Origin of the sequence: Neobacillus drentensis, from assembly GCF_036962765.1 — a bacterium.
Classification (GTDB): Bacteria; Bacillota; Bacilli; order Bacillales; family Cytobacillaceae; genus Neobacillus; species Neobacillus drentensis_C.
The window spans coordinates 328-8119 of sequence record NZ_JBALOS010000088.1 but is presented as its reverse complement, the minus strand read 5'-3'; the positions used below and the strand labels follow the sequence as shown (position 1 = coordinate 8119).

At 42.3% G+C, this 7792-nt stretch carries 8 protein-coding genes; 7 read left to right on the top strand and 1 reads right to left on the bottom strand.

What is annotated here, in order from left to right:
• The 3 genes from V7137_RS12865 to V7137_RS12855 all read left to right on the top strand — a co-directional run.
• Positions 1–542, top strand: a 542-nt coding sequence (locus V7137_RS12865) for a TerD family protein (RefSeq protein WP_335698455.1), incomplete at its 5' end; no start/stop codon positions are given.
• A gap of 172 nt (positions 543–714) precedes the next feature.
• Positions 715–1122, top strand: a complete 408-nt coding sequence (locus V7137_RS12860) for a hypothetical protein (protein ID WP_335698454.1) — start codon at positions 715–717, stop codon at positions 1120–1122.
• Positions 1123–1292: 170 nt separating this feature from the next.
• On the top strand, positions 1293–1547 hold the full coding sequence (locus tag V7137_RS12855) for a hypothetical protein (protein WP_335698453.1): 255 nt from the start codon (positions 1293–1295) through the stop codon (positions 1545–1547).
• Between the two features lie 29 nt (positions 1548–1576).
• Here the strand turns inward: V7137_RS12855 and V7137_RS12850 are convergent, their stop codons facing one another.
• Positions 1577–1933 (bottom strand): hypothetical protein, encoded by a 357-nt coding sequence (locus V7137_RS12850; RefSeq protein WP_335698452.1) that lies wholly within the window; start codon positions 1931–1933, stop codon positions 1577–1579.
• 190 nt (positions 1934–2123) lie between these two features.
• On the opposite strand from V7137_RS12850, the gene V7137_RS12845 reads away from it, so the two are divergent.
• The 4 genes from V7137_RS12845 to V7137_RS12830 all read left to right on the top strand — a co-directional run bounded on the left by V7137_RS12845 (position 2124) and on the right by V7137_RS12830 (position 7762).
• Positions 2124–3623 (top strand): helix-turn-helix domain-containing protein, encoded by a 1500-nt coding sequence (locus V7137_RS12845; RefSeq protein WP_335698451.1) that lies wholly within the window; start codon positions 2124–2126, stop codon positions 3621–3623.
• Between the two features lie 178 nt (positions 3624–3801).
• On the top strand, positions 3802–5475 hold the full coding sequence (gene hutU / locus V7137_RS12840; protein ID WP_335698450.1) for a urocanate hydratase: 1674 nt from the start codon (positions 3802–3804) through the stop codon (positions 5473–5475).
• Positions 5476–5496: 21 nt separating this feature from the next.
• Positions 5497–6789 (top strand): imidazolonepropionase, encoded by a 1293-nt coding sequence (hutI, locus tag V7137_RS12835; protein WP_335698449.1) that lies wholly within the window; start codon positions 5497–5499, stop codon positions 6787–6789.
• Entirely contained in the window at positions 6767–7762 is a 996-nt protein-coding gene (locus V7137_RS12830; RefSeq protein ID WP_335698448.1) for an agmatinase family protein, read from the top strand. Before hutI ends, V7137_RS12830 begins: the two co-directional genes overlap by 23 nt.
• The last annotated feature ends 30 nt before the right edge of the window (positions 7763–7792 follow it).

Sequence of the window (7792 nt, the reverse complement as noted above, 5' to 3'; positions counted from 1 at the left end):
CAAAAACAAATCCTGGTTTATCGAAGGTCGTTGTTGGACTTGGCTGGGATACAAATCGTTATGATGGCGGCCACGATTTTGATTTGGATGCCAGTATCTTTTTATTAGGTGCTAATGGAAAAGTTACATCTGAAAAGGATTTTGTTTTCTACAATCAACTTGAAGGCGGAAATGGTTCTGTCGTACATACTGGTGATAACCGCACTGGAGAAGGTGATGGGGATGATGAGCAAGTAAAAGTCAATCTTAGCACTGTCCCTGCTCAAATTGAGAAAATATCGTTTGTTATAACCATTCACGAAGCGGAAGCTCGTGGACAAAATTTTGGACAGGTGTCAAACGCCTTCTGCCGAATTGTTAATGAGGAAACCAATCAAGAAATCATTCGCTATGATTTAGGTGAAGATTTCTCGATAGAAACGGCGATCATTGTAGGCGAATTATACCGCCACAATGGCGAATGGAAATTCTCTGCCGTTGGTTCAGGGTACCAAGGCGGCCTAGCGCGTATCGCAACAGACTTCGGCTTAAACGTAGGCTAAAATGGCAAATAAAAAGGACAAAAACAGTCACTCGACCATTTTTGTCCTTTTTTGTTTGACTTTTTGTAGTGCCTGACACCATAAATAAAACCAAAAATACACTAAAGTGGATATGATTTCGGATTTGGGTTAAGGTTAAGGAATAAATTATTGATTTGAGGCTGGTAGTTTTATGAAATTTTTGTTGAAAACACAGGTTCTATCTATTATTTTTGCTTTTTTATGGATTGTATATCTCAATATTTTGGCTGTTTTGGATCAGCCTGGCCCTATTCTCCAATATCTAAATTGGTTTGTGTACGGATTTGCTTTGTTGTTGGTAATCATTTATACACTATTAACAAAATACATAGTAGGTCACATGTGGCGGGCAGTTCCTATGGTAATTGTACCGTATCTCGTCATTTACCAACCGATTTTTGAAAAAATTCTATTAAGTCTAGTCAATAAAAGCTACGGAATGAGTATCCATTTTTTGTCTTTATCAACAGCAGCTACTCATTTAATGGCGATGTTAATTGGCCTGGTCTTCGGAGTTATTTTTTCAAATCGATCTATTAGGAATCTACAGGACCGGTAACCATATAAAACCTATAAACATGTAAAAGGGAGAACTTTTTGTTCTCCCTTTTTTTTCTAATAGATTGGGGATTAATGGAGATACTACCTTTTAACATAATGGTAAGTTTACAGCGTCGTTGGAGCGAACCTGAAATACTCGCCAGATAAAGTCTAAAGGAGTAGAAAAACGTGAACTTTTATCCATATGAAGAAGAATCACTTCTATTTTCAAAGAAATCGGCCCGAAATGTTTTCATTGTTTTAGTAGTATTGTTTATATCTATCTATTTCGGATCAGAGCAGCTCGGCTATTTTGATATGGCACTATACGGGTATCTATGGGCAACGATTCTTTGTTTTGTATTGCTGACGATTCGGATTACCTCATGGACACTTCGCCCGCCGACACAGTGGATTTACCAACGCCGCCTTTTCCGGAAATAACAGAAATAATCTTCCCAGTTAACATGTCATCACCTCGATGCGTCCTGACAATTTTTCTTGGAACTGTTTAGGTACTCAAGCCAAGGTCCCCAGTTTTTGATGATATAGGCTGGCTCTCCATTTGCTAAATATCCTAAAAAACTATTCGAGTCATTAATTACGGCAGGATTTCCGTCTTGGATTTGCATGATTAACTTATGAATCAGCATATAATCCGCCAACAACAGCTCACTTGAATACTGTAACGTCAATTCATTGTCATTGATGAAGATATCACTAATGACAGAATCAGTATGGGCAATAATCAACTGGTAATGAGAATCGTGCTTTTTTTTGATAAAAGGTGAGTGAAGCAGGGATGCGTCCACTTGTTTTGAAAATGTCAACGTTGTCGATAACAGAATTTATTCCTCCTTTTCTAATTTCCATTACCTTTTAGTATCGACATTAGGGCATCGATATCAAACATACTATATAGATAAAAATGGCTATACACAGAAAATAAAAGTGGTTTTCGTGGAATGGTGAACCATGTATACTTTTACTATGAGCATCGATAGAAAGAGAGGTACGACGATGGAAGGAAAGTGGCTGATTGCCGATCGTGATTTAAACGAACGTGAGGGATTAAAATGGTTATTGAAAACATCCTCCATCCCCGTTACCAAAATATTGCTAGCTGCGACTTATCAGGAATTTGTTGTTGGGTTTGAACAGGAGAAACCAGATGTTGTCTTACTAGAGCTTGATATGATTTCAAAGGAAGATTGGTCAACCTTCCGTGATCTGATGCAAATCTATGATCCGATTTTACTATTAACGTCCGCTGAAGGAACCTTCGAAAAAGCACGCCTTGCCATCGATATGCAAGCGTTAGATTTAATGATAAAACCTTTTTCCGCAACCAAAGTGAAAACAGCGTTCCAAAAAGCTTTACGAAAACAGAAGGCCAAAAGCCAGGCAATAGGTACTCGTCACACTCCTGCCTACAAAGATATTTCCTATGAGGCATTGTTGATCTCTCAAGCTGTGGCAGCAGAAAATTACCATCTAGCTGCTTTTCAAACAGAGAATAGCCGCGTCATCAGTACTTTGCATTCTTTCTTAGCAGAATATCCGTTTAAGGATGCCCACGGTATTTTCGCATTGGATGATATGGTCGTGGTTTTGTTTAAAGAAACGGGTCAGCAACTCACAGAACACTGTCAAAAAGCCTTGAGAAAGTGGGAGGAGGAATTTTCCGAGCCGCTTGCAGTCGTGGTGCATAAAGGACATTCATCATCGATTACACTGAATCAAAAATACCTCCAAACCAGGAAAATGCTGGAGTTGACCTATTATAAAGGGTACCGTCAAGTCGTTGAATTTGGGTACTCGCCTGATTGGGTACATATGGATCCTTTCTTAGCTCCCCCTGAACAACGAACCTGGGTTGACATGCTGACAAACATTGATTTAGAAAAAATAAAGATGTGGCTGTATGATGAATTTTTGCAATTGAACGATCCTTATCCTGACCCAGGGTTGGTCAGAATCAGACTGACGAGTATCCTCGCCCAGGTAAGAAGATATATGAAGACCTATTACTTAGATGAAAATGAAACCTATGAACAGGAATACCGCTATATTTTCAATTCGATTTTGTATGATAAAGTTTTATACCGAACTGTTCAAAATCTGATTTTATATATTCAAAAACTTTTTATCGGCGCACAAAACAGTGTGAGAATTTCCAAACAGGATCCAATTGAACGAGGGCTCACTTATATCGAAGCTAATTTTTCCAATCGTCATCTCAGGCTTGAGGATGTGGCGCATTATGTGGACCGAAATTCATCTTATTTCAGCCATTTGCTGATGTCGAAAACAGGCTCTAGCTTTACGGAATTACTCACATCGATAAGAATGAAGGAAGCGAAACGGTTACTTATTGAAACCAATAAGCCAATTAAAGAAATTTCAACGGAGATTGGCTATCAAAACTCTAATTATTTTAGCCGAATGTTTAAGGAAGTAACAGGGGTTTCACCTAGAAAATATCGAATGACGAAAGTGGATATGAAAGGCTCAGTCTAAACACTGAGCTTTTTTTGTATTCTAAAAAAAATAGCTTTTTTCTAAAAATAATACTATTAATACCTCGGACAACCTAAACATTCTTATTTAATACCTATTCATTTTATATCTTTTCTAATGTTCCATTCGTATTTTTCAGAAGATTTTATTTTTATNNAATGAAAAGGGAGTGGAATGGATGGAAACGAACACGGCGAAATCAAGAGTGATAAAAAATTATAAAGGGACACAATTACATGCGAAAGGCTGGATTCAAGAGGCTGCCCTGCGTATGTTGATGAATAACCTGGATCAAGAAGTTGCCGAAAGACCAGAGGATCTAGTCGTTTACGGCGGGATTGGCAAGGCTGCTCGGAACTGGGAGTCGTATGATGCAATTGTGAAAACATTGCTAGAATTGGAGAATGATGAAACCTTATTGATTCAATCTGGTAAACCTGTGGCTGTTTGGAAATCGCATAAGGATGCCCCGCGCGTGCTTTTAGCCAACTCCAATCTAGTACCAGCTTGGGCAAATTGGGAGCATTTCCATGAGTTAGATAAAAAGGGCTTAATGATGTACGGGCAAATGACTGCTGGCAGCTGGATCTATATTGGCAGCCAAGGAATTGTGCAAGGAACCTATGAAACGTTTGCTGAACTTGCTCGCCAAGCTTACGGCGGTACATTAAAACACACGATTACACTGACTGCCGGCCTTGGCGGAATGGGTGGCGCCCAGCCATTGGCAGTAACGATGAACGATGGGGTATGCTTGGCGATCGATGTGGATGAGACAAGAATTGACCGTCGAATCGAAACGGCTTATCTTGATGTAAAAAGTAAGGATTTAGATGAAGCATTGAAATTAGCGCAGGAGGCAAAAATCGCAGGCAAGGCCTTATCCATTGGATTACTAGGCAATGCTGCAGAAATCTTGCCATTGATGATTGAAAAAGGCTTTAATCCAGATGTATTAACAGACCAAACGTCAGCCCATGATCCGTTAAATGGATATGTACCAATTGGGTTTTCCTTAGAAGAAGCTGCGGCATTGAGGAAAGCAGACTCAGCAAACTATGTGAACCTTTCAAAGCAAAGCATGGCGCTGCATGTGAAGGCGATGCTTCAAATGCAAGATAAAGGTGCGGTGACCTTTGATTACGGTAATAACATTCGCCAGGTCGCAAAGGATGAGGGTGTGGAAAATGCCTTTGATTTCCCTGGCTTCGTTCCAGCGTATATCCGGCCATTATTCTGCGAAGGAAAAGGTCCATTCCGCTGGGCGGCACTTTCTGGTGATCCGGAAGATATTCGCAAAATCGATGAAGCCTTACTTCGAGAATTCAAGGATGATGAGCATCTCTGCAAATGGGTGAAAATGGCGCAGGAAAAAATCAGCTTCCAAGGACTTCCAGCTCGGATTTGCTGGCTAGGATACGGAGATCGAGCCCGCTTTGGAAGGATTATCAATGATATGGTCGCCTCTGGTGAAGTTTCCGCTCCAATCGTCATTGGCCGGGACCATTTAGATGCAGGCTCTGTTGCTTCACCAAACCGTGAAACCGAAGCGATGAGAGATGGAAGCGATGCTGTTTCTGACTGGCCGATTTTAAATGCGATGATTAATGCTGTAGGCGGTGCGAGCTGGGTATCATTACACCATGGCGGCGGCGTTGGCATGGGGTATTCTCAGCATTCGGGAATGGTTATTGTAGCTGATGGGACGAAGGATGCAGAAGTACGATTAGAACGTGTATTAACAACGGACCCTGGCATGGGTGTGGTCCGTCATGCCGATGCAGGATATGAGATTGCGATTAAAACAGCAAAAGAAAAAGGCATCAAAATGCCAATGCTGCAACAAGACTAAGACTGAGAGGATGGTAGAGTGATGAGTGCACCAATTTTTATCCGAAATGCTTCTCAGCTCGTGACATTACAGGGGAGTTCTGTTGCTCCCCTTGTAAAGGGCGCGATGTCTGAGCTTGGTATTATTGAGAATGGTAGTGTTTGGATTGAAGAAGGATTGATTCAAGCAGTAGGGACCGATGAGGAACTTGTCCGGGCATATGCCGAGCGTTTGAGTGAAGCAGAGGTAGTGGACGCGAGCGGGAAGCTGGTAACACCAGGACTTGTTGATCCGCATACCCATCTTGTTTTTGCAGGAAGCAGAGAAAATGAGTTTAATATGCGCCTTCAGGGTGCTACCTATATGGAAATCATGAATAGCGGCGGCGGTATTTATGCAACGACTAGACGGACACAGTCTGCAACACATGAAGAGCTTTTTCAAGAAAGCTATGAACGTTTAAATCAATTCTTGCGTCATGGAGTTACAACCGTCGAAGCGAAAAGCGGCTATGGGATGGAATGGGAAACTGAATTGAAACAACTTGAGGTAGCGAAACGGCTCAATGAGAAGCACGTCATCGATGTGGTATCAACATTTATGGGTGCTCACGCTGTCCCAAATGAGTACAAACAAAATCCAGATGAGTTTGTTCGCTTGTTGATTGATGAAATGATTCCAAAGGTGGCAGAGCTTGGACTGGCCGAATTCAATGACGTCTTTTGTGAACATGGTGTGTTTACACCGGAGCAATCGAAGCAGATTCTTGAAGCAGGTCGACGCTATGGCTTGATTCCAAAGATCCATGCGGATGAAATAGAGCCATATGAAGGAGCGGAGCTTGCTGCCGAGGTGGGCGCCATTTCGGCGGATCATTTATTAAAGGCGTCTGAAAAAGGTATGAAAGCTATGGCTGAAAAAGGAGTAGTCGGTGTCCTGCTCCCAGGAACGGCTTACTTTTTAATGGCGGAATCGGCAAATGGCCGTAAAATGGTCGATTTAGGTGTACCGGTAGCCCTGTCGACAGATTGTAATCCTGGCTCATCACCAACCATATCGCTGCCATTCATTATGAATCTAGGCTGTCTAAAAATGGGGATGACTCCTGCAGAGGTCATTACGGCAACGACGATAAATGCTGCACATGCGATTAATCGCGGGCATGAAATTGGCAGTTTAGAGGTTGGCAAAAAAGGGGACGTTACGATTTTTAACGTCGGGAATTATATGAAACTGCAATACTCGTATGGGGTGAATCATACTGATACTGTTGTGAAAAATGGCAGGGTAGTTGTCCGGGGAGGTCAGGTAGTTGAAGAGTTTTCTCTATCCTAAACTGAATCCTCCAAGTTTTACATGGGTAAGACCGGATGATGGGGCAGAGGTTGTGAAGGTACATGAGTGGATTCAGCCGCTGACACCTGCCTCTGACCCTGAAAAAAGCAAGGACGCCGATTTTGTCATTGTTGGTGTTCCACTGTCTCGCTCATCGATTAGCTCTTCAGGTGCCTCTGAATTTCCTGAGGCATTCCGACGAGCATTGAAGGGTTTTACTACCTATAATCTAGACGAGGATATCGATTTGTCGGAAATGACAGCGCTGGATGCCGGTGATGTACCCATGCATGTTACCGATATTCGTCGCTGCCATGACAATATCATTGCTGCGTCTGCTGCTCTCCATCAGCATTTTCGTGCTTCCAAAGTTTGTGCAATTGGCGGAGATCATTCGATAACAGCGATGATGGTCAAAGGTTTGCAGCAAGCAAAACCAGAGGAGAAAATTGGGATTCTCCAGTTTGATACCCACTTTGATTTACGAGACATGTCCGATAATGGCCCGTCTAATGGGACACCGATGCGAAATCTGATTGAAAGTGGTGTGGTCGAAGGCAGGAATATGTACAACATTGGCTTGCATGGATTCTTTAACACAAAAGACTTAAAGAAGTATGCCGATGAACAAGGGGTCAATTATTTCACGCTGCGGGAAACTAGGAAAAAGGGGATTGAGGAGACGGTTGCGGCATGTTTAGAAGAGTTGGCTGCAAAGGTTGATACCATTTATTTAACAGTCGACATGGATGTCCTTGATATCGCCTATGCTCCCGGAGTACCAGCCTCGACACCGGGCGGCATGACAACAGCGGAACTGCTCGAGGGAGTACTAGTTGCAGCTAAGCATCCAAAGGTAAAAGCCATGGACATCGTCTGCCTTGATCCACTAAAAGATACCTATGCTCAACCCACCGTCAAACTAGGAACACATGTATTCCTAACCTTCCTAACCGGGGTCATGCTTCGATAGTAGGAAGTAATGTGGTGTCAGGCACCATAA